At 72.0% G+C, this 21,386-nt stretch carries 19 protein-coding genes; 8 read left to right on the top strand and 11 right to left on the bottom strand.

All coding sequences use genetic code 11. From position 1 onward, the window contains the following. Positions 1-97: 97 nt before the first annotated feature. The 4 genes from ACFVQ0_RS30165 to ACFVQ0_RS30150 all read right to left on the bottom strand — a co-directional run bounded on the left by ACFVQ0_RS30165 (position 98) and on the right by ACFVQ0_RS30150 (position 4,811). The gene (locus tag ACFVQ0_RS30165) at positions 98-1,357 is read right to left on the bottom strand and encodes an NAD(P)/FAD-dependent oxidoreductase (protein WP_390092354.1); all 1,260 of its coding nucleotides are present in this window, start codon (positions 1,355-1,357) and stop codon (positions 98-100) included. Between the two features lie 172 nt (positions 1,358-1,529). Next, entirely contained in the window at positions 1,530-2,867 is a 1,338-nt protein-coding gene (locus ACFVQ0_RS30160; RefSeq protein WP_390092353.1) for a deoxyguanosinetriphosphate triphosphohydrolase, read from the bottom strand. 36 nt (positions 2,868-2,903) lie between these two features. Beyond that, a complete protein-coding gene (locus ACFVQ0_RS30155) occupies positions 2,904-3,884 on the bottom strand; it encodes a sirohydrochlorin chelatase (protein ID WP_390092352.1) in 981 nt (326 codons plus the stop codon). A 90-nt stretch (positions 3,885-3,974) separates the two neighbouring features. After that, positions 3,975-4,811, bottom strand: coding sequence for a Cof-type HAD-IIB family hydrolase (locus ACFVQ0_RS30150; RefSeq protein WP_390092430.1), 837 nt, complete (start codon positions 4,809-4,811; stop codon positions 3,975-3,977). A gap of 138 nt (positions 4,812-4,949) precedes the next feature. On the opposite strand from ACFVQ0_RS30150, the gene ACFVQ0_RS30145 reads away from it, so the two are divergent. Beyond that, on the top strand, positions 4,950-5,687 hold the full coding sequence (locus ACFVQ0_RS30145) for a vancomycin high temperature exclusion protein (protein ID WP_390092351.1): 738 nt from the start codon (positions 4,950-4,952) through the stop codon (positions 5,685-5,687). Between the two features lie 30 nt (positions 5,688-5,717). On the opposite strand, the gene cutA is transcribed toward ACFVQ0_RS30145, so the two are convergent. Further along, positions 5,718-6,080 (bottom strand): divalent-cation tolerance protein CutA, encoded by a 363-nt coding sequence (gene cutA / locus ACFVQ0_RS30140; RefSeq protein WP_390092350.1) that lies wholly within the window; start codon positions 6,078-6,080, stop codon positions 5,718-5,720. Between the two features lie 68 nt (positions 6,081-6,148). Next, the gene (locus ACFVQ0_RS30135; protein ID WP_390092349.1) at positions 6,149-6,805 is read right to left on the bottom strand and encodes an NADPH-dependent FMN reductase; all 657 of its coding nucleotides are present in this window, start codon (positions 6,803-6,805) and stop codon (positions 6,149-6,151) included. A gap of 88 nt (positions 6,806-6,893) precedes the next feature. On the opposite strand from ACFVQ0_RS30135, the gene ACFVQ0_RS30130 reads away from it, so the two are divergent. After that, positions 6,894-7,694 (top strand): aminotransferase class IV family protein, encoded by an 801-nt coding sequence (locus ACFVQ0_RS30130; RefSeq protein WP_390092348.1) that lies wholly within the window; start codon positions 6,894-6,896, stop codon positions 7,692-7,694. Positions 7,695-7,752: 58 nt separating this feature from the next. Next, on the top strand, positions 7,753-8,247 hold the full coding sequence (locus ACFVQ0_RS30125; RefSeq protein ID WP_390092347.1) for a DUF5990 family protein: 495 nt from the start codon (positions 7,753-7,755) through the stop codon (positions 8,245-8,247). A 16-nt stretch (positions 8,248-8,263) separates the two neighbouring features. Here ACFVQ0_RS30125 and ACFVQ0_RS30120 read toward each other — a convergent pair whose 3' ends face one another. Further along, on the bottom strand, positions 8,264-9,334 hold the full coding sequence (locus ACFVQ0_RS30120; RefSeq protein WP_390092346.1) for a protein-glutamine glutaminase family protein: 1,071 nt from the start codon (positions 9,332-9,334) through the stop codon (positions 8,264-8,266). Between the two features lie 465 nt (positions 9,335-9,799). On the opposite strand from ACFVQ0_RS30120, the gene ACFVQ0_RS30115 reads away from it, so the two are divergent. Further along, positions 9,800-10,744, top strand: a complete 945-nt coding sequence (locus ACFVQ0_RS30115) for a hypothetical protein (RefSeq protein ID WP_390092345.1) — start codon at positions 9,800-9,802, stop codon at positions 10,742-10,744. A gap of 99 nt (positions 10,745-10,843) precedes the next feature. Continuing rightward, on the top strand, positions 10,844-11,467 hold the full coding sequence (locus tag ACFVQ0_RS30110) for a class F sortase (protein WP_390092344.1): 624 nt from the start codon (positions 10,844-10,846) through the stop codon (positions 11,465-11,467). A gap of 22 nt (positions 11,468-11,489) precedes the next feature. Here ACFVQ0_RS30110 and ACFVQ0_RS30105 read toward each other — a convergent pair whose 3' ends face one another. Continuing rightward, positions 11,490-12,278 (bottom strand): sulfite exporter TauE/SafE family protein, encoded by a 789-nt coding sequence (locus ACFVQ0_RS30105; RefSeq protein WP_390092343.1) that lies wholly within the window; start codon positions 12,276-12,278, stop codon positions 11,490-11,492. 225 nt (positions 12,279-12,503) lie between these two features. Between ACFVQ0_RS30105 and nirB the strand changes: the two genes are divergently transcribed. From nirB to ACFVQ0_RS30090, 3 genes are all read left to right on the top strand, one after another. Further along, positions 12,504-15,098 (top strand): nitrite reductase large subunit NirB, encoded by a 2,595-nt coding sequence (nirB, locus tag ACFVQ0_RS30100; protein WP_390092342.1) that lies wholly within the window; start codon positions 12,504-12,506, stop codon positions 15,096-15,098. After that, the gene (gene nirD, locus ACFVQ0_RS30095; protein WP_390092341.1) at positions 15,095-15,466 is read left to right on the top strand and encodes a nitrite reductase small subunit NirD; all 372 of its coding nucleotides are present in this window, start codon (positions 15,095-15,097) and stop codon (positions 15,464-15,466) included. Before nirB ends, nirD begins: the two co-directional genes overlap by 4 nt. Positions 15,467-15,545: 79 nt before the next feature. Beyond that, on the top strand, positions 15,546-16,484 hold the full coding sequence (locus tag ACFVQ0_RS30090; RefSeq protein ID WP_390092340.1) for an oxidoreductase: 939 nt from the start codon (positions 15,546-15,548) through the stop codon (positions 16,482-16,484). 27 nt (positions 16,485-16,511) lie between these two features. Here the strand turns inward: ACFVQ0_RS30090 and ACFVQ0_RS30085 are convergent, their stop codons facing one another. The 3 genes from ACFVQ0_RS30085 to ppdK all read right to left on the bottom strand — a co-directional run bounded on the left by ACFVQ0_RS30085 (position 16,512) and on the right by ppdK (position 21,260). Further along, on the bottom strand, positions 16,512-16,922 hold the full coding sequence (locus ACFVQ0_RS30085) for a VOC family protein (protein ID WP_390092339.1): 411 nt from the start codon (positions 16,920-16,922) through the stop codon (positions 16,512-16,514). Positions 16,923-17,059: 137 nt separating this feature from the next. Then, positions 17,060-18,079 carry an ArsR/SmtB family transcription factor gene (locus ACFVQ0_RS30080; RefSeq protein ID WP_390092338.1) on the bottom strand — a complete coding sequence of 340 codons (1,020 nt, stop codon included), beginning with the start codon at positions 18,077-18,079 and terminating at the stop codon, positions 17,060-17,062. A gap of 469 nt (positions 18,080-18,548) precedes the next feature. Then, a complete protein-coding gene (ppdK, locus tag ACFVQ0_RS30075) occupies positions 18,549-21,260 on the bottom strand; it encodes a pyruvate, phosphate dikinase (RefSeq protein WP_390092337.1) in 2,712 nt (903 codons plus the stop codon). Positions 21,261-21,386 lie beyond the last annotated feature (126 nt).

Below are 21,386 nucleotides of genomic sequence, written 5' to 3'. Positions count from 1 at the left end.
CGACAACCCTCGGCCGGGCGGGCGCGCGGGGGGGTTGTCGGGCCCCCTTCCGGGAGCGGGCTCGATTGTGCGGGCGCACCCCGGCCGAGGGCCCCGGTCAGATCAGGGAGTCCAGCGGCACCGACGGATCGGCCAGCGCGTCCGGGTCGACCGGCTGACCGGCCTTGATCAGCTCCTGCACGGTGTCGGTGACATCCCACACGTTCACGTTCATCCCGGCGAGCACCTTGCCGTCCTTCAGCCAGAACGCGATGAACTCGCGCTTGCCGGCGTCGCCCCGGATCACCACCTGGTCGTAGCTGCCGGGCGGGGCCCAGCCCGAGTACTCCAGGCCGAGGTCGTACTGGTCGGAGAAGAAGTACGGCACCCGGTCGTAGGAGACCTCCTGGCCGAGCATGGCGCGGGCCGCCGCCGGGCCGCTGTTCAGCGCGTTGGCCCAGTGCTCCACCCGCAGCCGGGCGCCGAGCCCCGGGTGGGCGACGTTGGCGACGTCACCGGCGGCGTAGATGTGCGGGTCGCTGGTGCGCAGCGAGGCGTCCACGGCGATGCCGCCGCCCTGGGCGCGCGGGGCGATGTCGAGTCCGGCGGCCTCCGCGAGGGCGGCGCGCGGGGCGGCCCCGATCGCGGCGAGGACGTCGTGGGCGGGGTGCTCCTCGCCGTCGTCGGTGCGGACCGCGAGCACCATGCCGTCCTGGCCGACGATCTCGGTGAGCCGGCCGCCGAAGTGGAAGCGGACGCCGTGGTCGCTGTGCAGGTCGGTGAAGAGCTGGCCCAGCTCGGGGCCGATGACCTTCAGCAGCGGGGTGGCCTCCGGTTCGACGACGGTGACCTCGGCGCCGTATCCGCGGGCCGCCGCCGCGACCTCCAGGCCGATCCAGCCGGCCCCGGCGATCACCAGATGGCCGTTGTCGCGGCCGAGCGCGGCCAGTACGTTGCGCAGCCGGTCGGAGTGGGCGAGGCGGCGCAGGTGGTGGACGCCCGCCAGGTCCGTGCCGGGGATGTCGAGGCGGCGCGGCTCCGCGCCGGTGGCCAGGAGCAGCTTGTCGTAGTGGATGACGGTGCCGTCGCCGAGCTCCACGGACCGGGCGTCGCGGTTCAGTACGGTGACGGGCTGGCCGAGGTGGAGCTCGATGTCGGCCCCCGCGTACCAGGCCGTCTCGTGGACGAAGACGCTGTCGCGTTCCTCCTTGCCTGCCAGGTACCCCTTGGAGAGCGGCGGGCGTTCGTAGGGATGGTCGCGCTCATCACCGATCAGGATGACCCGGCCGCTGAATCCCGCCGAGCGGAGCGTCTCCGCCGCCTTCGCTCCGGCCAGTCCTCCGCCCACAATGACGAACGTCCGATGTGCGTCGACCACTTGATGCCTCCTCGGTGCTTGCTGCGCGGCGCCAACTGCGAGCGTCCCGCACGCAGCGTGATGGCGAAAGGGGGTGTGACCCGATCAGGTCACACCCAGTGGTCATGGGCCGGTCCGCGGACCGGTGCCGCACCACGGGAAAAAGAGTGACAGGGACGGAGCCGGTGCCGGTTCATCTGGCGCGTTCGGTGAGCGAACGGTGCAGGGTACGGGCCGACGCGTCGGTCAGGGCGGCGATCTGGTCGACCAGGACGCGCTTGCGGGCGCGGTCGTCGGGCGCGGCCTCGTACAGCGCCCGCAGCTGCGGCTCAAGGCCCTCGGGCGCGCGGGCGGTCAGGGCCGCGGCCAGCTCCGCGATGACGATCCGCTGTTCGGCGCGGATCGCCTCCTGTTCGGCGCGCTGCATGACGTAGCGGTCGGCGACCGCCTTGAGCACCGCGCATTCGTTGCGGGCCTCGCGGGGCACGACGAGCTCGGCGCCGTATCTGCCGAGCCGGCCGGTGCCGTACGCCTTGCGGGTGCCGGTCTCGGCGGCCAGGCAGAACCGGCCGATCAGCTGGCTCGTGGCGTCCTTCAGCCGGGCCTGGGCGACGGCGGAGCCGTCGTAGCCGTGCGGCCACCAGTCCTGGCCGATGAGCCGGTCCAGCGCGTCGGACAGCTCCTGCGGGTCTGTGTCCGCCGGGACGTACCGTCCGATGGCGACCTGCCAGATCTCCTGGCGTTCCGGCTCGGCGTCCAGGCAGTTGGGGTCGATGTGCCCGGCGTGCAGGCCGTCCTCGAAGTCGTGGACGGAGTACGCCACGTCGTCGGACCAGTCCATCACCTGGGCCTCGAAGCACTTGCGGTCCTGCGGGGCGCCCTTGCGGAACCAGTCGAAGACCGGCAGGTCGTCCTCGTACACGCCGAACTTCGGTGAGCCGGGGTCCGTGGGGTGGGCGCCCCGGGGCCAGGGGTATTTGGTGGCGGCGTCGAGGGCGGCGCGGGTCAGGTTGAGCCCGACGCTGGCCAGCTCGCCGGTACGCGGGTCGGGGACGAACCGCTTGGGTTCGAGCCGGGTCAGCAGCCGCAGCGACTGGGCGTTCCCCTCGAATCCGCCGCAGTCGGAGGCGAAGTCGTTGAGCGCCTGTTCGCCGTTGTGGCCGAAGGGCGGGTGGCCCATGTCGTGGGAGAGGCAGGCCGTCTCGACCAGGTCGGGGTCGCAGCCGAGCGCGGCTCCGAGCTCGCGGCCGACCTGGGCGCACTCCAGGGAGTGGGTGAGCCGGGTGCGGGGGCTGGCGTCCCAGGCGAAGCTGCGGGTGCCGGGGGTGACCACCTGGGTCTTCCCGGCGAGCCTGCGCAGCGCGGCGGAGTGGAGCACCCGGGCGCGGTCGCGCTGGAACGCGGTGCGGCCGGGCCTCTTGTCCTCCTCGGTGTCCCAGCGCTCGGCGTCGGCGGCGCCGTAGGGTGCCGTTTCCGGTTCCTGGCTGCCGTGCTTGCCGTACGTGCCCTGCGTGCCGTGCGTGCCGTCCATGGCAATGACACTAATCGGCCGGGCCGACAAGAGGGCTCAGGCGGATGCCAGGAAATGTGTGTTCATCGGAGTTTCCTGTGCCGGGACTCCACCGGCCCGTGGCCGGTCGTGTCCGGCGGCCCGTGCCTGGTCGTAGCGGTGGAGCAGCAGCCGGGCCATCGCCGGGTGCGCGCCGAGCGGGGCGGCGGCGATCCACGGCGCGTCCTCGGACGCGGCGGAGGCGAAGCGTCCGGGGGCGGTGAAGTACGCGGCGACGGCGACCCGCCGGCGGCCCCGGGCGGCCAGTGCGCGCAGGGCGGCCGGGACGGTGGGCGTCGCGGCGGAGGCGTACGCCGGGACGACGGGCACCCCGCCGAGCCGTTCGCTGAGCAGGCGCGCGGTGCGGCGGGTGTCGGCGGCCGACTCGGGATCGCGCGAACCGGCCGCGGCGAGGACCACCGCGCTGCCGCGGTCCCCGTTGTCCTCCGGACGCCACCCCGCCTCCGCGAGCCGGGCGTGCAGCGCCTCGGCCAGCAACGGATGCGGCCCGAGCGGCGCGGCGGTCCTGGTGCGCAGGGCCGGGGCGCCGGCGACGGCTTCCGGGATGTCCCGCTTGACGTGGTGGCCGCGCCCCAGCAGCAGCGGCACCAGGACCGCCTCGCCGTCGCCCGTGGCCGCCAGGGTCTCCAGGGTCTCCGGCAGGAGGGGTGCGTTCAGCTCGATGTGCCCGAGCCGGACGTCGAGCCCCGGCCGCAGCTCCCGCACCCGGTCGAGCAGGCGTGTCACGGTGTGCAGCGCCCGCGGGTCCCGGCTGCCGTGCGCGACGGCGACCAGGGCGGGGGCGGGGGCGGCGGAGATCCGTGGGTTCGCGGCGGCCGGTGCGGGCTGGTGCCGGGTGCGGTGCATGGGCCGTCGGGTTCCGTTCAGGGAGACGAGGCTGAGCTGGGTGTCGAGCTGTGCGGTGATACGGCTCAGCAGTTGCGCCGTGCTGTCGAGGGAGAGGGATTCCTGCGGGCGTTCCGGTGCCGGCTCCGTCATGAGCCCGATGGTGCCGGGCGCAGGTTGCCGCGTCGTTGCGCGCCGGTCACGGGTGTTTTCCGGCGCCTCACCGCGTGGCCGGGGCCGATGTCAGACGGCGTCGGCCGCGGCGTCGGATGTGCCGTCCGCTCGGTGGAAGGCCTCGGCCAGCAGCCGTTCGATGACGTGGGCGACGCCGTCCTCCTCGTTGCTGACGGTGTGCGTGGGGATGGCGGCCAGCACGGCCGGGTGGGCGTTGGCCATCGCGTAGCCGGTGCCGGCCCAGTCGAGGACGGTGAGGTCGTTGGGCATGTCCCCGAAGGCGACGACCTCGGCCGCTTCGATACCCCGCGCGGCGCACAGCATCGCCAGGGTGCCCGCCTTGGTGACGCCCCGCGCGCTGATCTCCAGCAGCCCGCGCCCGCCCGAGTGGGTCAGCTGTACGTCGCTGCCCGCGCCCGGCCGCGCCGCCGCGAGCAGGGTGTCCGCGTCGAGCCGGTCCGACCAGGCGAGCAGCTTGGTGACGGGGGCCTCGGTGAGCCACAGGTCGGCGAGGGAGGGTACGGGGATCTCGGCGCCGTCCTCGGCGAACCGCATCCGGAAGGCCGGTTCGTACAGCACCTGGTTGCCGGTCTCCAGGGCGAAGCCCACCTCGGGCAGCGCGGCGGCCAGCGCGGTGACCACCCGCCGGGCGGTGACCAGGGAGAGGAGGCGGGAGGAGACGACGGTGCGGGTGGCTATGTCGTACACCATGGCGCCGTTGCTGCACACCGCCGTACCGATGAGGCCGGTGGCCTCCGCGAGCCGGTCGACGAACCGGGGCGGGCGGGCGGTGACGATGACGATCTCCGCCCCGGCGCCCTCGGCCGAGCGCAGGGCGCGCAGGGTGCGGGGCGAGAGCGTGCCGTCGTCGCGCAGCAGCGTGCCGTCGAGGTCCGAGGCGATCAGTCGTGGGAGCAGCATCGGCCGATGTTACCGACGGCCGTGCGCGGAGAACCCTTTGGGCCGTTCTGTCGTCAAGTCACAGAGAGAGACTCCACGGCACGGACATCCCGGCACCGGAGAGACAGGAACGGGGGCGCTTCCATGCGGCTGGAGCGACGGGGAGCGGCGGCGGACGGACGGGGCGGGCTCGCGAGGGCGGCCGCCCGGCTGCGGGTCCGGCTGCCACGGACCCGGCGAGGGCGGCGTCGGGCCGTACAGGGGGTGATGGTCGCCTGTGTGCTGGGCCTGGCGCCCGCCACCTGGATGCACTCGGTCGCGGACGCCCGGGTCAGGACGGTGGCGGACGCGCCCGCGCGGCAGGTCGCCGTGGTGTTCGGGGCGGGGCTGTGGGACGGGAAGCCGTCCCCGTACCTGGCGAACCGGCTGCGGGCCGCGGCGCAGCTGTACCGGGACAAGAAGGTGAAGGTCGTGCTGGTGACCGGTGACAACAGCCGGGTGGAGTACGACGAGCCGGACGCGATGCGCACGTTCCTGGTCCGGCACGGGGTGCCCGACAGCAGGATCGTCAGCGACTTCGCGGGCTTCGACACCTGGGACTCGTGCGTCCGGGCCAAGAAGATCTTCGGGGTGGACCGGGCCCTGCTGGTCACCCAGGGCTTCCATGTCCGGCGGGCGATCGCGCTGTGCCGGGCGGCGGGCATCGACGTGTACGGCGTCGGGGTCGACGCCGTACACGATGCGACCTGGTACTACGGCGGGACGCGGGAGATCGCCGCGGCGGGGAAAGCGGCCCTGGACGCGCTGTTCAAGCCCGACCCGCACTTCCTGGGCCCCAGGGAGCCGGGAGTGGAGACGGCCCTCGCGGCGGATGCGCGGTGAACGCGGGCCGTCGCGGGAGGCACGGGGCCGTCAGCTCCCTCCGGAGGTGCCCGGGGAGGACGAGGTGACCGGGGCGGTCTCCGCCGAGACCCAGCCGAGGTAGCCGGCGCTGCCCCGTACCACCGGGATCGCGATGATCTCCGGGGTGTCGTAGTCGTGCGCCTCCTGGAGATGGGCCTCCAGTTCCTCGTACCGCTCGGCCGTCGTCTTGAGGAGCAGCTGCCACTCCCGCGTGGTCTCGACGGCGTTCTCCCACCGGTAGACGGAGATGACGGGCGCGGAGATCTGTACGCAGGCGGCGAGCCTCGCCTCCACCACGCCCTGCGCCAGCAGCCGGGCCTTCTCCTCACTGTCCGTCGTGGTCAGAACGGTCAGCCATGCGGGCGAAGTCACCTTCGGTCTCCTCGGGTTCGGCAGCAGTCCTGCCCCGATTGTCGGGTACCGGTCCGGGCGGCGCCCGGTCAGCTGCCGTACGGCCGTACCTTCTTCGCCTCCCGCAGTGCCCGGCCCCACCACACCAGCTGGTCGAGCAGCGACTTCGCGGCGGCGTCGGCGCCGGCCGGGTCCTTGTGCCTGCCCTCGTCGTCGAACAGCGCACCCGCGTTGTGGAAGGAGACGGTGTCGCGGATCGTGACGCTGTGCAGCTCGGCGAAGACCTGCCGCAGGTGCTCGACCGCGCGCAGCCCGCCGGAGACCCCGCCGTAGGAGACGAAGGCGACGGGCTTGGCCTGCCATTCGGCGTGGTGCCAGTCGATGAGGTTCTTGAGCGGGGCCGGGTAGGAGTGGTTGTACTCGGGGGTGACGACGACGAAGGCGTCGGCGTCCGCCAACCGGCCCGCGACCTCGGCCAGTCGGTCCCGCGCTCCGGGCTCCGGGCGGTGCGAGTGCACGGTCGGGAGGTCGGTCTCCGCGACGTCGACCAGGTCGGTCACGATGTCCGGGTGTCCGTCGGTGTGGGAGAGGAACCAGCGGGCGACGACGGGGGCGAAGCGGCCCTCGCGGTTGCTGGCGAGGATGATCGCGACCTTCAGCGGGGCGTCGGCCGGGGCTCCATCGGTGGCGGCGCCCGCGCCGGCGAGTGTGGTGGCGGCTTTGGTGGTGGCTGTGGTGAGGTCCATACGACGAGACTCACACCTCAATCATGGTTGAGGTCAAGCGCCGGGCAGCCACTCCCGCCGCCCGGCGCGTCGGCATACGGTGACGGGCATGACGACGCCAGCAGCCGCACCGGTCCCGTACGCCGAGTTCGACGGACATCCGGCCACCGAGGACGATCTGCGGACAGCCGCCCTCTTCACCTACGGCCACTTCACCGCCATGCAGGTCAGGGAGGGCCGGGTACGCGGACTCGGGCTGCACCTGGACCGGCTGGACAGTGCGAACCGGGCGCTGTTCGAACTCCCGCTGGACGGCGGGCGGGTACGCGGACTCGTCCGGCACGCGCTACGGGGCGCCGGGGTCGCGGACGGCTCGGTGCGGGTGCACGGGTTCCTTCCGCCGGGGGCGACCGCGACGACCGTCATGGTCACGGTGCGCGGACCGGCGAGGCTGCCCGCGGAGCCGAAGAGCATGATGTCGGTGCCGTACGCCCGTGCCGTGCCGCACCTCAAGCGGCCCGGCGAGTTCGGCCAGACGTACTACGGGAATCTCGCCTCCCGCGCGGGCTTCGACGATGCGCTGCTGACCCTGCCGGACGGCTCGGTGACCGAGGGGGCGTTCACCAACATCGGTTTCTGGGACGGCGATTCGGTCGTCTGGCCAGATGCTCCCGCGCTGCTCGGCACCACCATGGCGCTGCTGGAGCAGGAGTTTCCCGGCGCCGGAATCCGGTCGCGGCGAAGCCCGGTGATGCTGGACGGGCTGGCGGCCTACCGATCGGCGTTCGTCACCAACTCGCAGGGCATCGCGCCGGTCCGGCGCATCGATGACACCGCGTTCGCGGTGGACGAGCAGCTGATGACCCGGCTGGCGGCGGCTTACGAGAGGGCGCCCTGGGACACCGTCTGAGCGCCGCGGCTCCGACAGGGGGCGGGGGCAGGGCCGCCGAGAGGAGACCATGGGGCACATGGAGATCCCCACCGAAGGCCCGCAGTCGCGCACGCAGATCCATATCGAGGGCTCACGCCTGCCCGGCCGCGCCTGCGGACCCGGCGGCGACTTCGACGGGTACGAGAACATCCACGTGGGCGTCCAGCGCAAGGACCGGCCCGGCGAACTCCTCGGGCTGCTTCCGGGCGACGCCCCGTCCGCCTCCTGGACCTTGGACTGCACGGCCGCCGCCGCCCCGGACGGGGTCGAGATCAGCGGGCCGTATGTGCAGAACAGGCTCGGCGGGCGGTTCGTCTACCTGTCGTGGGGCACGGTCGACGGGAGCGGCCTCTTCTCGATGTTCCGGCGGGCCAAGCTGATGTTCTCCGACATCGACACGGACATCCTGCGGGCGGCCGCGCGCTCCGGGCACCTCACCGCCCGGCTGCCGCTCTCCGACGCCAAGGGCCAGCCGCTCTGCGGCCGGGTCAGGCCCCCGGTCATCGAGTGGTCCGCCACCGCGCCGGAGTAACGGCGGCGGAAAGGCCCTAAGGCGTGTACTCCACCGCGCTGTTGGCGTCCGGCAGGTTGTCCGCCCCTGGCTTCCCGAGGAATCCCCAGGCGACCTGGTGGACGTTGGTGGCCAGGTTCACCTGGACCATGGCGGCCCACCTGCTCAGCTCGATCGGACCGGAACCGGAGAAGACGGGATCGATGACCAGAACGCCGTTCGCGGTCGTCACGGAGGCGGCGACGTGGTGGTTCCACTGGTGTTCGGCGTGCAGCCGCGCCCCGTCGGGCAGGGCCCACTGCTTCGAGAGGTGGTGGGCCGCGATCGCCGGGGACTGCCCGGCGATCGCCTGACAGATGGCGTGGGCCCGGCCCTCGCAGCCGTCCTCGCCCACCTGACCGCCGGCGCCGCCGAAGGCGGGCACCAGTTCGGGCCACATGGCTTGCAGGGTCTCCGCGGTCGGCGGACCGGCGCTGGGGAACTCCTCCGCGAGGTAGTTGAGCTGCGCCTGAAGCCTCGCCAGGTAGACGTCCTTCGTCTTGCTGGCCGGACGCGCTCCGAGGAGCCTGATGGCCTCGTGCACGGTATCCACCGACCGCATGGGAGCCAGGTTCCGCAGCAGCGTGAGGATATCCAGCCTTTCCTGGCCGATGCTCTTGGCGCGATCGGAAGCGCCGGTTGCGTCCATCTGCTCCAGCAGCCCCATGACCCGGTGCTGTTCGTTCTCGATCTGTTGCACGGCCTGCGCCGAGAACGGCTCCTCCCGCCCCTGCTCGGAGGAGGTCTCCGCCTCTTCGGACTCTTCGGACTCCCCCGAAGAGGATGAGTACTCCTCCTCAGAGGACGTCGCCGCCCGTGCCTGCTTCGGCGCCTCCTGGTCCTCCGGCGAGGTGGACCTCTTCCGCTTCCCGCCCGCGTCCTCCATGCGCTGGACCACCGCGGCGACCACCGTGTTGCCCGCGCTGCGCTGCAACGCCCACAGAGCCGAGGGATGGGCGGACGGCGGGGAATCCGCTCGCGCGCCGACGCCCTCCGCCCGGTCCGGGGCACGCCTCGGCGCGCGGTCCGTCCCCTGCGCGGGCATCTCCTCACGAGCCGACCGACGCATCAAACGCTCCCTTCCTCCGCCCCCCGGCGGAGTGACACCGCATCATCTCAACCCGGGGGAGCACTTGTCCCGCCTGCTCGGCAGCCGTGGCGAAAAGGGGCCGGACAAGGAGCCGCCCTCGTCGGGCCCAGGGGGGGCGGGCCCGACGAGGGCGACGGCCGGGGGCGGTCAGGGGCACCGTCCCGTGGGGGGTGTGATTCGTGTGCCCCCTGACCACAGGGTCATGCGTGTGATGTACGCCACACTCGCCGTCGAGGGCGTCACCCGATCGGCACCGAGTGCGGGAGGAGGCCGCACCCCCCTCGCCATCACCGCTCTGACCTGCACGCATGCCGCGTGGCAAGGAGGCTGCGCCGGTCCGGACGGGTGACAGCTGACTCGGTGTCAGCAGGCGTGGGCGGCCACCCGGCCGTTAGCTCGGAGCCAGGACACACCCGCCAGCGCCCCTTGCTCGGAGGAAACCCCATGCGCAGTCCTGCTCGCCTCGTGACCGGCACCGCCGCCTCGGCCCTCGCCGCCGCCGCGCTCGGACTCTGCGCCGCCGCCCCGTCGGCCCACGCGGACGAACCGGCCCCGCTGGAGATCACCCCGGCGAGCGCGGCCCCGGGGACCACGGTCACCGTGAACACCAAGGCCTGCGGGAGCGACACCGGCGCGACGGGCGACGCCGGCTCCCTGGAGGCCTCGCGGTTCGCGCTGGCACCGGCCACCCTCAAGGAGGTCCTGGCCGGATCGTTCCGGGTACCGGGCAATGTCGAGCCCGGCCCGTACAGCATCGACGTGGCCTGCGAGAACGGCAGGAAGGCCACCGGCGAGATCGAGGTGGAGGCCGCCGGCACCACGGGCGAGGACGGCGCCGCCACCCGGACGGCCCCGGCCCCGGACGGCTCCGACGACCGCTCCCCCACGGACACCGGCGACTCCTCGGCGTACAACTCCTCCACGTACGATTCCGCGGCCGACTCCGCGGCCGATTCCGCGGCCGCCGATGCGGGAGAGGACCCCTCGGGCTACGACTCGACCGGGCTCGACGAGGCCGAGGCCGTCGGTTCGGCCCTCGTGCCGGACTCCCCCGCGGCTCCGGGCCGGGGCACCTCCAGCGAGCGGCCGAGCCCGTCCGGGCACGAGAGCTCCGGCACGCACGACAGCCCCGCCGGACGCGACGACAGCTCCGCGTCCCACGAGAGCTCCGCCGGACGCGACAGCTCCTCGGACCACGAGACCCCCTCCGGCCACCGCTCCTCGGCCGCCCCCACCGCCCCCACGGGGCACGTCAAGACCGGTATCGGCGGCAGCGTCGGACCGGACACCACCCAGATCGCGGCGGGCGCCGGCGTTCTCGCCGCGACCGCCGTCGGCGGAGCCTGGCTCCTGCGTCGCCGGGCGAGCGGCACGCAGGACGACAGCTGACGGAGACTTCCACCTCTCCGTACCGCCTGGTTCCCGTCCCGGTGGCCCAGCGCCACCGGGACGGGACCGCACTTCCATCCCGTCACCCGGAGGACGACCGTGTCGCAGAAGGCCAAGGGCTGGCTGCTCGTCGTCGCGGCGCTGGCCGGTGTCTGGCTGATCCGGAACGGCGCCGACACCCGGCTGACCCCGCCCGGCCCGGCCTCCGCGGAGGCCTTCGCCGCCGGACCGGAACTGCTGCCGGGATCGCCGGTCGCCGAGCCCCTGCGCCCCTCGGCCCCCGTCCGCATCCGGATTCCCGCCATCCGGGTGGACGCCCCGATGATGCGGCTCGGGCTCGGGACGGACGGCAGCCTCGACGTGCCTCCGGCCGGGAACACCGACATCGTCGGCTGGTACAAGGACGGCACCCCGCCGGGCGCCAAGGGCAGCGCGATCGTGGCCGGTCATGTCGACAACGCGCAGGGCCCGTCGGTCTTCTACAACCTCGGCTCGCTCAAGAAGGGCAGCACCGTCGAGGTCGACCGGCAGGACGGCCGCACCGCCGTCTTCGCACTCGACGCCATCGAGGTCTACGACAGCAAGGACTTCCCCGACAAGCGGGTGTACGGGTCCTCGGAACACGCCTCGCTGCGGCTGATCACCTGCGGCGGCGGATTCTCCGAGTCGACGGGTTACGAGGGCAACGTGGTGGCGTACGCGCACCTCACCTCGGTCCGCTGACGCCCGGCCGCACTCCTGCGGCTCAGGCGTTCCACTGGTCGAAGGCGAGCTTCGCGACCAGCGAGAACACCACGACCAGCAGCACCCCCCGGACGAACTCGCTGCCCCTGCTCAGCGCCATCCGCGCGCCCATCAGGCCGCCCGCCAGGTTGAACACCGCCATCAGACCGGCCAGCTGCCACATCACGTTGCCCTGGTAGGCGAACATCGCGAGCGCGCCGGCGTTGGTGCAGACGTTGACGATCTTCGCGGTGGCCGAGGCCGTCACCAGATCCAGGTGGAGCACCGCGGTCAGCGCCAGCACCAGGAAGGTGCCGGTGCCCGGCCCGAACAACCCGTCGTACAGGCCGATGCCGCCGCCGACCAGGACGATCGCGGTGACGGTACGGGCCCGGGTGACCTTCGGAGCCGTACCGTCCTCGGCCGCCCTGCCGAACCGGGGCCGCAGCATCACGAACGCCGCGACCGCCAGCAGCACCACCATGATCACCGGACGGAGCACCTCGCTGCTGATCCCGGCGGCGAAGAAGGCACCGGTCATCGATCCCGCCAGGGCCGCGAGGCCGATCCGGAACGCCGTGCCGACCTTCACCGGGGCCTTGCGGGCGTAGGCGACGGCGGCGCCCGACGTGCCGACGATGGCGACCGCCTTGTTGGTGCCGAGGATGTGCGCGGCGGGGACGTGCGGCAGTCCCAGCAGCAGTGCGGGCAGCAGAAGCAGTCCGCCACCGCCGACCACCGCGTCGATCCAGCCTGCCGCACCCGCGGCGAGGCACAGCACGACGAGGGTGGTCAGGGTTATGTCAGGCATGATCGCGACCTTAAGGAAACGGCACGTGTCGCGTCCAACCCGTTCCCCCCTCACAAGCCCCCTCACAGGCCGTCGCCACCTGCGCTGAGCGCAAGGTTCCCGCCGGGAAACAGCGGGGAACCGGACGGGTAACACCCACCGGACACGCTTCCCTCATGAGCAGACAGGCCGGGGCTCCCCCGCTCCGGCGGCTCCGCCCGCTCACCAACGACGGAGGCTTCCGAGATGCCGGTGTCCACTTCCCCGACCGCCCGCGCCTCCCGCTCCGCGCCCGTGCCGACCCTCGTGGTCGTCGGACACGGGATGGTCGGCCAGCGGTTCCTGGAGGCCCTGGCGGAGCGCGGGCTGACCGGCGCGGCCGGCACCGCCAGGGTCGTCGTCCTCTGCGAGGAGCCGCGCGCCGCCTACGACCGGGTCCAGTTGTCCTCGTACTTCTCCGGGCGCACCCCGGACGAGCTGTCGCTGGCCGAGCCCGGCTTCATGGAGCGGCACGGCTTCGAGCTGCGCCTCGGTGACCCGGCGCAGTCCGTCGACCGGGCGGCGCGTACCGTCACCGCGCGCTCCGGTGAGGTCTTCGGCTACGACACGCTGGTCCTGGCCACCGGCTCCTACCCGTTCGTCCCGCCGGTCCCCGGCAAGGACACCGAGGGCTGCTTCGTCTACCGCACCATCGAGGACCTGCTCGCGATCGAGGAGTACGCGAGGACGGCGACGACCGGCGCGGTCGTCGGCGGCGGACTGCTCGGCCTGGAGGCCGCGGGCGCGCTGAAGGGGCTCGGCCTCGATACGCACGTGGTGGAGTTCGCGCCCCGGCTGATGCCGGTGCAGGTCGACGAGGGCGGGGGCGCGGCGCTGCTGCGCACCGTCGAGAACATGGGCCTCACCGTGCACACGGGGGTCGGCACCCAGGAGGTGACGGCGGGCGAGGACGGCTCGGTGAACGGGATGTCGCTCTCCGACGGCTCCTCGCTGGCCACGGATCTGGTGGTCTTCTCGGCCGGGGTACGGCCCCGGGACCAGCTGGCCCGGGAGTGCGGCCTGGCGGTCGGGCCGCGTGGCGGCATCGTCGTGGACGAGGAGTGCCGCACCTCCGACCCGGCGGTCTTCGCGATCGGTGAGTGCGCGCTCGCCCCGGACGGCCGGGTGTACGGGCTGGTGGCGCCGGGCTACGAGATGGCGCAGACGGCGGCCGAGGTGATCGCGGGCGGGCAGGCGTCGTTCACCGGTGCCGATATGTCGACGAAGCTGAAGCTGCTCGGGGTGGACGTCGCGTCCTTCGGTGACGCGCACGGCACCTCGGAGGGCTGCCTCGACGTGGTGTACGCGGACGCCCGCTCCGGGGTCTACAAGAAGCTGGTGATCGGGCGGGACGGCACGCTGCTCGGCGGGGTGCTCATCGGGGACGCGGACCAGTACGGCACGCTGCGGCCGATGACGGGCACCGTCCTGCCGGTCGCCCCCGAGCAGCTGGTACTCCCGGCCGGTACGGGCGGTCCGGCCGTCCTCGGCCCGTCCGCACTGCCCGACGACGCGGTGATCTGCTCCTGCCACAACGTCACCAAGGGCTCGGTCCGCGAGCACACCACGCTGCCGGAGGTGAAGAAGTGCACCAAGGCGGGTACCGGCTGCGGCAGTTGCGTCAAGGTCATCGGGCAGCTGCTCCCGCAGAGCCGGGACAAGGGCCTGTGCGGCTGCTTCCCGTACACCCGGGGCGAGCTGTACGAGATCGTCCGCACCCTGGCGATCACCTCGTACGCCGAACTGCTCGACTCGCACGGCCGGGAGGCGGCGCGGGGCGGCGACGGCTGCGAGGTCTGCAAGCCCACGGTCGGCTCCGTCATCGCCTCGCTGGCACCGACGGTCGGCGCGAGCGGCTATGTGCTGGACGGCGAGCAGGCCGCGCTCCAGGACACCAACGACCACTTCCTCGCCAACCTCCAGCGCAACGGCTCGTACTCGATCGTGCCGCGCATCCCCGGCGGTGAGATCACCCCGGAGAGACTCATCGTGATCGGTGAGGTGGCAAGGGACTTCGGGCTCTACACCAAGATCACCGGCGGCCAGCGCATCGACCTGTTCGGCGCCCGCGTCGAACAGCTGCCGCTGATCTGGACCCGGCTGGTCGACGCGGGCTTCGAGTCGGGGCACGCGTACGGGAAGTCGCTGCGGACGGTCAAGTCCTGTGTGGGGCAGACCTGGTGCCGCTACGGCGTGCAGGACTCGGTGAAGATGGCGATCGACCTGGAGCTGCGCTACCGGGGCCTGCGCTCCCCGCACAAGCTGAAGTCGGCGGTCTCCGGCTGCGCCAGGGAGTGCGCAGAGGCCCGCGGCAAGGACTTCGGGATCATCGCCACCGCCGGCGGCTGGAACCTGTACGTGGGCGGCAACGGCGGCGCCACCCCGCGCCACGCCGACCTGCTCGCCCAGGACCTGTCCGACGCCGAACTGGTCCGCCTCATCGACCGGTTCCTGATGTTCTACATCCGCACCGCGGACCGGCTTGAGCGCACCTCCACCTGGCTGGACCGGATCGAGGGCGGCCTGGACCACGTACGCGACGTCGTCGTGCACGACTCTCTCGGGCTCTGCGACGAGCTGGAGCGGCTGATGGCCGACCACGTCCGCGGCTACCGCGACGAGTGGGCCGAGACCATCAACGACCCGGAGCGGCTGCGCCGCTTCGTCACCTTCGTCAACGCACCCGACGCACCCGACCCGTCGGTGAGGTTCGTCCCGGAACGCGACCAGGTCAAGCCCGACCTGGAGATCCTCGCCGGCCCGGTCCTCGCCGTCCGCACGCTCGAAGGGACCGCCTCATGACCGCCCGGACGATGACCGAGACGATGGAGGCCGCGCGGGACACCCGGGTCGTCCGGCTCGCCGCCGGGGACGGCTGGCTCGCCGTCTGCGACCGTTCGCTGCTCACCCCCGGCCGGGGGGTCGCGGCACTGCTCCCGGACGGCAGGCAGGTCGCGTTGTTCCTGGACCGTGCGGGACGTACGTACGCGATCGACAACCGCGACCCGTTCACCGGGGCCTACGTCCTGTCACGGGGCCTGGTCGGATCGGACGGCGGGCAGCCGTTCGTCGCCTCCCCGCTCCTGAAGCAGCGCTTCGACCTGGCGACGGGTGCCTGCCTGGACGACGAGGAGGTCACCGTCGCGGTCTTCGAGGTCCGCGCGGACTGAACGGACCGGGAGCGGTGGGGGCGCGGCGGGCGGAACGGCCCCTTCCGGCTATCGGACCGTCCGGTCGTACGCTTGATCCATGACCCAGCGCCGGTACGCGAACGACATTCCCGACCAGAGCGGCCGCACGGCCGTGGTGACAGGAGCCAACAGCGGTATCGGGCTGATCACCGCACGGGAGCTGGCGCGGCACGGTGCGCGGGTGCTGCTTGCCTGCCGTGACGAGCGGCGCGGCAAGGAGGCGGCGGCCCGCATTCGCGGCGCGGTGCCCGACGCGGACGTGGAGTTCGCCGGGCTGGATCTGGCCGATCTGTCGTCGGTACGGGAGTTCGCCGCGGCCTACACCCCGGACCGGCTCGATCTGCTGATCAACAACGCCGGGGTGATGGCCCTGCCGTACCGGAGGACCGCCGACGGTTTCGAGACCCAGTTCGGCGTCAACCACCTCGGGCACTTCGCCCTCACCGGGCTGCTGCTGCCGAAGCTGCTCGCCACCCCGGGCGCACGGGTGGTGAGCGTGTCCAGCGGTCTGCACGCGCTGTCCAACATCGACATGGGCGACCTCAACAGCGAGCGGAACTACCGCCGCTGGATCGCCTACGGCCGCTCGAAGACGGCCAACCTGCTGTTCGTCCACGAGCTGGCCCGGCGGACCGCCGCCATCGGCAGCGGGCTGGTCGCCGCCGCCGCGCACCCTGGCTACGCGTCGACCAACCTTCAGACGGCCGGGGTCCGGATGGAGAACCGCAGGGCGGCGGAGCGGGTCATCGAGTTCGGCAACCGGATCATCGCCCAGCCGGCCGCCGCGGGCGCCCTGCCCACCCTGTACGCGGCCACCGCGCCGGGCGTCCGGCCCGACTCGTTCACCGGCCCGAGGGTGCTGGGGTGGCGCGGTGAACCGGCTCCGTCCTGGCGGGCGGGCTGGACGCTCAACGACGTGGCGAGCGAACGGCTGTGGGTGGCGTCGGAGCAGCTGACCGGGGTCACCTTCGCCGGCCTCGGGGGCCTCGGGGTCTGACTCCCCCGAGGCCGCGTCCCGGCGGGCTCAGCTCTGGCCCTCGACGGCGGACGGGTCCATCCACACGACCTCCCAGTTGTGGTGGTCGGGGTCCTGGAAGGACCGGCCGTACATGAAGCCGAGGTCCTGCGTCTCACCGGCGGGGTGTCCACCGGAGGCGAGGGCGGTGTCGACCAGCTCGTCCACCTTCTCCCGGCTCTCCGCGCTGAGCGCGAGGATCACCTCGGTGGTCGTCGCGGCGTCCGCGATCTCCTTCTTGGTGAATTCCTTGAAGCGCGACTCCTCCAGCAGCATGGCGAAGATCGTGTCGCTGATGACGAGACAGGCGGTGCGGTCGTCGCTGAACTGGGGATTGAACGAGTAGCCCAGTTTCGCGAAGAACCCCTTGGTCGTCTCCAGGTCCTTGACCGGCAGGTTCAGGAAGATCATCTGAGGCATGGCCGTCTCACTCTCTCGGTGGGTCGATCCTGTGCGCGCGGTGTGAACGCGTTACGACAGGTAGACGCCGGGGACGCCGGAAACTCATCGGTGCCGAAGGAGGAACCGCCTCCGCACCGGACCGGGCGCGCGCCCGCTCACCGCAGGGCGAGCGGCGCGCCGCCCCGGAGCAGCGAGCCGCCCAGCGGGGTCACCGTGTGCAGGACCGAGCTGCCGCGGCGCAGGGTGTGCACCAGGCCCGCCTCGCGCAGCACACAGGCGTGCTGGCTCGCCGACGCCAGGGAGACCCCGGCCCGGCGGGCGAGCTCACTGGTCGTGCAGCCGTCCCCGATGGTCCGCAGGACCGTCGAGCGGGTGTGGCCGAGGAGGCGGCCGAGCCAGGGGCCGGGTTCCGCGAAGACCGGGGCGTCGGCGTGGCCGACCGGGTAGACGAGCACCGGCGGCAGCAGCGGATCGCGCAGGACGACGGGTGCGCCCCGGCAGAAGAACGACGGCTGGAGGAGCAGTCCCCGGCCGTCCAGACGCAGTTCGCGGTCGACCGGGTAGTCGGCCTCCAGCACCGGTGCCCGCCAGCGGATCACCGGCGGGAGGGAGGCGAGCAGCTCTTCCGGGCCGCCGTCCAGCAGGGCGCGTCCCCGGACCGCGCGGTCGGCCTCGACGCTCGCCTGGATGTGCGGCCAGTACGGTTCGACCGCGGCGCGGTGGTAGCCGCGCAGGGCCCCGATGAGGCGGCCCAGGGGCTCGGAGCGCCCTTCGCACAGCGCGTCCAGCCGCACCGGCCGGACCGCCCGCCGGGCCGTGGCGCTCCGGCCGTCGGGATGTCCCTCGGCGCCCAGCATCGACAGTTCGGCCCGCAGGCGCTCGGCCGGGGTGTCGCGCAGCACCTCCGTTCCGGCGCCGAAATCCAGTGGTTCCGAACCTTCCTGAGAAGGCGTCAGGAAGTCCGGGAAATAGCCGCGCGGTGGAACCACGGCGGACAGCAGACGTACTTCACCATTCAACCGGGGGCGGGTTTCCGTGCGCCATTTCCCGAACACGGTCGAAGCACGCCGGTCCCTCAGTCGGTGAAAACTGAGAATGGTCTCCCACAATGCGTCCGGCCCGGTGGCCATCCGCACCCTGGAAAGGTCCCACCCGGATATATGGATACGCAGCACCGAACCCCCACCCGCTTGCACCCGCAATTACCCCCACGCAAGAGTATGCGAACAGTCACACCACGTCACCACGGGGTTTCGGCCAGAGGTGAAACGTCTCGCCCCGACCTGGTGTCACCCGAAAAGCTGTACGACGTCGGGTTGCGATTCCAGAGCCACCGGAAGAGCGAGTGAAGGCCGTGGGGGGTTTCGCTCGTTCGGCGGCGGTCGGCAATGGTGCGGCTCCGTACCCGACGGGGGTAAGCGGGGTGCGGTTCATGGATGGGGATCCATGAACCGCACCCCGGTCCGTTCCGGACTATCTCTTTGCGCATTGAACGAAGCAATGGGTGGCGGACATGACGAGGCGGCGGCACCCCCGCACAGGGTGCCGCCGCCTCCGGGGAATTCCGCGCCGGACGCCGGTCCGGTGAGGGTCGCCCCGACCGGCGGCCCCCGCGGAATCAGTGGTTCAGGTGGCTCAGGCGGCTCAGCGGCTGTCGCTGCCGCGCGACTCCGCCGCCGCCCGGCCCGCCTCAAGACGGGCCACCGGAATACGGAAGGGCGAGCAGGAGACGTAGTCCAGGCCCACCTCGTGGAAGAAGTGCACCGATTCCGGGTCGCCGCCGTGCTCGCCGCAGATGCCGAGCTTCAGGTCGGGCCGGGTGGCCCGGCCGGCCGCGACGGCGCTGCGTACCAGCGAGCCGACGCCGTCCTTGTCGATCGTCTCGAACGGCGACACCCCGAAGATGCCCTTCTCCAGGTACGCGGTGAAGAACGAGGCCTCCACGTCGTCGCGGGAGAAGCCCCACACCGTCTGGGTCAGGTCGTTGGTCCCGAAGGAGAAGAACTCCGCCGCCTCCGCGATCTGACCGGCGGTGAGCGCGGCGCGCGGCAGCTCGATCATCGTGCCGATCTTCAGCTTGAGGTTCGTGCCGGTGGCGGCCTGGACCTCCGCGATGACCCGGTCCGCCTCGTCGCGGACGATCTCCAGCTCCTGGACCGTGCCGACGAGCGGGATCATGATCTCGGCGCGCGGATCGCCCTTGGCGTTCCTGCGCTCGGCGGCGGCCTCCGCGATCGCCCGTACCTGCATGGCGAACAGGCCCGGGATGACCAGGCCGAGCCGCACCCCGCGCAGACCGAGCATCGGGTTCTGCTCGTGCAGCTTGTGCACGGCCTGGAGGAGGCGGAGGTCGTTCTCGTTGGCGTCCTTGCGGGACTCCGCGAGCGCCACCCGGACCGACAGTTCGGTGATGTCGGGCAGGAACTCGTGCAGCGGCGGGTCGAGCAGCCGTACGGTGACGGGCAGTCCGTCCATCGCCTCGAACAGCTCGATGAAGTCGGCCTTCTGGAGCGGCAGCAGCTGTTCGAGCGCCGTCTCGCGCTCCTGGTCCGTGTCGGCCAGGATCAGCTTCTCGACCATCTCGCGACGCTCGCCGAGGAACATGTGCTCGGTGCGGCACAGCCCGATGCCCTGGGCGCCGAAGCGGCGGGCCCGCAGGGCGTCCTCGGCGTTGTCCGCGTTGGCCCGTACCCGCAGCCGGCGCACCCGGTCCGCGTACGCCATGATCCGGTGCACGGCGGCGACCAGCTCGTCGGCGTCGTCGGCGCCCGCGTGCATCCGGCCCTCGAAGTACTCGACGACCGGGGACGGTACGACGGGTACCTCGCCGAGGTAGACCTTGCCGGTCGAACCGTCTACGGAGACGAGGTCGCCCTCCTCCACCACCGTGGTCCCGGCGGTCAGCCGGCGCCGCTTGGTGTCGACCTCGATCTCCTCCGCGCCGCAGACACAGGTCTTGCCCATGCCCCGGGCGACGACGGCGGCGTGCGAGGTCTTGCCGCCGCGCGAGGTCAGGATGCCCTCGGCGGCGATCATGCCGTCCAGGTCGTCGGGGTTGGTCTCGCGGCGGATCAGGATGACCTTCTCGCCGGAACGGGACCACTTGATCGCGGTGTACGAGTCGAAGACGGCCTTGCCGACCGCCGCGCCCGGCGACGCGGCGATGCCCCGGCCGAGCAGCCGCACCTCGGCCTCGTCGTCGAAGCGCGGGAACATCAGCTGCGCCAGCTGCGCTCCGTTGACGCGTTGGAGGGCCTCGGCCTCGTCGATGAGGCCCTGGTCGACGAGCTGGGTGGCGATCCGGAAGGCGGCACCGGCGGTGCGCTTGCCGACCCGCGTCTGGAGCATCCACAGCCGGCCGCGCTCGATGGTGAACTCGATGTCGCAGAGATCCTTGTAGTGGGTCTCCAGCGTCTCCATGATCGCGATCAGCTCGTCGTACGACTTCTTGTCGATGGACTCCAGATCGGCGAGCGCCACGGTGTTGCGGATACCGGCGACGACGTCCTCGCCCTGCGCGTTCTGGAGGTAGTCGCCGTAGACGCCCTGGTGGCCGCTGGCCGGGTCGCGGGTGAACGCGACGCCCGTACCGGAGTCGGGGCCGAGGTTGCCGAAGACCATGGAGCAGACGTTGACGGCGGTGCCGAGGTCGCCGGGGATGCGCTCCTGGCGGCGGTAGAGCTTGGCTCGGTCGGTGTTCCACGAGTCGAAGACGGCCTTTATGGCCAGGTCCATCTGCTCGCGCGGGTCCTGCGGGAAGTCGCGCCCGGCGTCCCGGGTGACGATCTTCTTGAACTGCTTGACCAGCTTCTTGAGGTCGGCCGCGTCGAGGTCCACGTCGACGCTGACGCCCTTGGCCTCCTTGGCGGCCTCCAGCGCCTCCTCGAAGAGGTCGCCGTCGACACCGAGGACGGTCTTGCCGAACATCTGGATGAGACGGCGGTAGGAGTCCCAGGCGAACCGCTCGTCGCCGGACTGGGCGACGAGGCCGAGGACGGAGGCGTCGGAGAGGCCGATGTTGAGGACCGTGTCCATCATGCCGGGCATCGAGAACTTGGCGCCGGAACGGACAGAGACCAGCAGCGGGTCGTCCGACTGCCCGAGCTTCTTGGCCATCCGCGTCTCAAGGGCGTCGAGGTGCGCACTCACCTCGTCGCGCAGCGCGGCCGGCTCCTCACCGCTGCCGAGGTAGACCTTGCAGGCCTCGGTGGTGATCGTGAAGCCCGGAGGGACGGGAAGCCCGAGGTTGGTCATCTCGGCGAGGTTGGCACCCTTCCCGCCGAGCAGGTCCTTCAGATCCTTGTTGCCCTCGGTGAAGTCGTAGACGAACTTCTGCGGGTCTTCGTTTTCCGACACGGGTCTCGACTCCTCGACGACGCGGTGGACTGCCCTGACGGCGAGGAACATACCCAGATCAAAGGTGTCTGGGTACGTCCACTTGGCCGTCATGCGACCGCAACCACCTGTCCGCCAGCAGATCCA

Origin of the sequence: Streptomyces sp. NPDC057900 (genome assembly GCF_042887885.1) — a bacterium.
Taxonomy (GTDB): Bacteria; Actinomycetota; Actinomycetes; order Streptomycetales; family Streptomycetaceae; genus Streptomyces.
This window is presented reverse-complemented; position numbering and strand designations above follow the sequence as displayed.

What these genes read in the sequence shown, in the direction of transcription:
- ACFVQ0_RS30145 (WP_390092351.1), top strand. Translation starts at nt 4,950, where the DNA reads ATGCGGCTGGAGCGACGGGGAGCGGCGGCGGACGGACGGGGCGGGCTC.
- ACFVQ0_RS30155 (WP_390092352.1), bottom strand. Translation starts at nt 3,884, where the DNA reads ATGACGGAGCCGGCACCGGAACGCCCGCAGGAATCCCTCTCCCTCGAC.
- ACFVQ0_RS30115 (WP_390092345.1), top strand. Translation starts at nt 9,800, where the DNA reads ATGCGCAGTCCTGCTCGCCTCGTGACCGGCACCGCCGCCTCGGCCCTC.
- ACFVQ0_RS30125 (WP_390092347.1), top strand. Translation starts at nt 7,753, where the DNA reads ATGGAGATCCCCACCGAAGGCCCGCAGTCGCGCACGCAGATCCATATC.
- ACFVQ0_RS30160 (WP_390092353.1), bottom strand. Translation starts at nt 2,867, where the DNA reads ATGGACGGCACGCACGGCACGCAGGGCACGTACGGCAAGCACGGCAGC.
- ACFVQ0_RS30090 (WP_390092340.1), top strand. Translation starts at nt 15,546, where the DNA reads ATGACCCAGCGCCGGTACGCGAACGACATTCCCGACCAGAGCGGCCGC.
- nirB (WP_390092342.1), top strand. Translation starts at nt 12,504, where the DNA reads ATGCCGGTGTCCACTTCCCCGACCGCCCGCGCCTCCCGCTCCGCGCCC.
- nirD (WP_390092341.1), top strand. Translation starts at nt 15,095, where the DNA reads ATGACCGCCCGGACGATGACCGAGACGATGGAGGCCGCGCGGGACACC.
- ACFVQ0_RS30105 (WP_390092343.1), bottom strand. Translation starts at nt 12,278, where the DNA reads ATGCCTGACATAACCCTGACCACCCTCGTCGTGCTGTGCCTCGCCGCG.
- ACFVQ0_RS30085 (WP_390092339.1), bottom strand. Translation starts at nt 16,922, where the DNA reads ATGCCTCAGATGATCTTCCTGAACCTGCCGGTCAAGGACCTGGAGACG.
- ACFVQ0_RS30120 (WP_390092346.1), bottom strand. Translation starts at nt 9,334, where the DNA reads ATGCGTCGGTCGGCTCGTGAGGAGATGCCCGCGCAGGGGACGGACCGC.
- ACFVQ0_RS30130 (WP_390092348.1), top strand. Translation starts at nt 6,894, where the DNA reads ATGACGACGCCAGCAGCCGCACCGGTCCCGTACGCCGAGTTCGACGGA.
- ACFVQ0_RS30135 (WP_390092349.1), bottom strand. Translation starts at nt 6,805, where the DNA reads ATGGACCTCACCACAGCCACCACCAAAGCCGCCACCACACTCGCCGGC.